This is a genomic window from Vibrio sp. Vb0937, from assembly GCF_033338855.1.
Genome location: NZ_JAWOTK010000210.1, coordinates 1 through 1,354, shown reverse-complemented (window position 1 = coordinate 1,354; position 1,354 = coordinate 1). Strand labels below are relative to the sequence as shown.

Genomic DNA, 1,354 nt, shown 5'->3' with positions numbered 1-1,354 from the left:
CCAAAGAGCCAGAACTTGGGTCTACAAGTTGGACGTTACTCACCGTCAAGTTGTCGTTTTCCACATCAGTGGCATTCACAAGCAAATCTGATGCAGAAATTGCAAATACACCACTGTCTTCACCAATACTGGTCAAGGTAACTGGCGACGTTTCAGGCGCATCGTTCACGGCTGTAACATCAATCACAAAACTGCTGCTGTTGGTGTTTAAAGTGTCATCAACACCACTAATAACAATGCCTTCGTTACCTTGGTCATCGACTGTAATGTTCACAGTAACATCGCCGAAGAAGTTGAGATCAGGGTTGAACTCAATCAATCCTTCTGCAATGGCGGCATTGAGATCTGCGACTGAACCTTTTAGCTCAACCGCTCCTGTACCGTCACCCTGAACCGTCAAACCATATTTCGAGATAACGTTAGCGTTCAATGCGAGATACCCGCTATCTACCGCTACATTAAGAACATACTCTGCATTCGGGTTATCAAGTACCGCATCGACATCAGAGATACCGAAGCTATTTAGCAATAAGGCGTTGTCTTCAGGTGTTTCCACATCGACAACATTAACGAAATCAGGTCTGTCGTTTACCGCAGTAACATCGACGGACACATCAAACTCTTCCGCATTACCCAAGCTTTGGCTGCCGTCTAGGCCGGTATCGACCGCTTGCACTTTAAAATGAAGCGAGCCAGCCCAAGAATTGTCGTTTCTATCACCAGAGTTAAAGACGATTTGATCTAGGTCTTGTGCATTGATTTCAAGGACAAAAACACCACTACCTTGATCAACAAATGTCGTTCCATCTGGAAGTGACAAGCTCGCACCATCTGGTACATTTGAAATCTCAACCCTCAATGTTTCTGGATCATTCTCTTGATAATTTGCACCGTCGCCAATCGACTCTTTGTTATCCACCACCAGCGCATTCACGTTGATGGTAATGTCTTCGCCTTCATTGCCTGAGACTTGGGTATCTGGGTTAACATCCACGTCGTCGCCAATCGGGTTAACGACTAACGTAAAGTTGCTGTTTCGCTCGGTAGGCACTTTCAACAACTCTTCTTGAATGAAGACAGAGATACCGATTTCAACTTCACCACTAAAGTGTTTTGGCGGCTTAATTTGAATATCGCTCAAGTCGATAGAAGTTTGCGTCAAGTCTTTAACTTGAATGCTCCACTCGCCATTGCCTGCGTTTTTCACAATGTAATCGGATGAATTAGACTCAACAACAAAGTCATTCGGAATACCAGTCAGCTTAAGTGAAACAAAGCTTTCAGAGCCATCATCGTCGGTCAGACTGATCGTAACGCCAGTACCTGACTGGTTGAGTGAAATCAACGTATCTTC

Annotated in this window: 1 protein-coding gene; it reads right to left on the bottom strand. The window is 44.7% G+C overall.

Going from position 1 to position 1,354, the window contains the following annotated elements; translation table 11 throughout:
• Window positions 1-1,354 (bottom strand): cadherin-like domain-containing protein (locus R7P67_RS24505; RefSeq protein WP_318086273.1); only part of this gene is annotated, 1,354 nt, incomplete at both ends.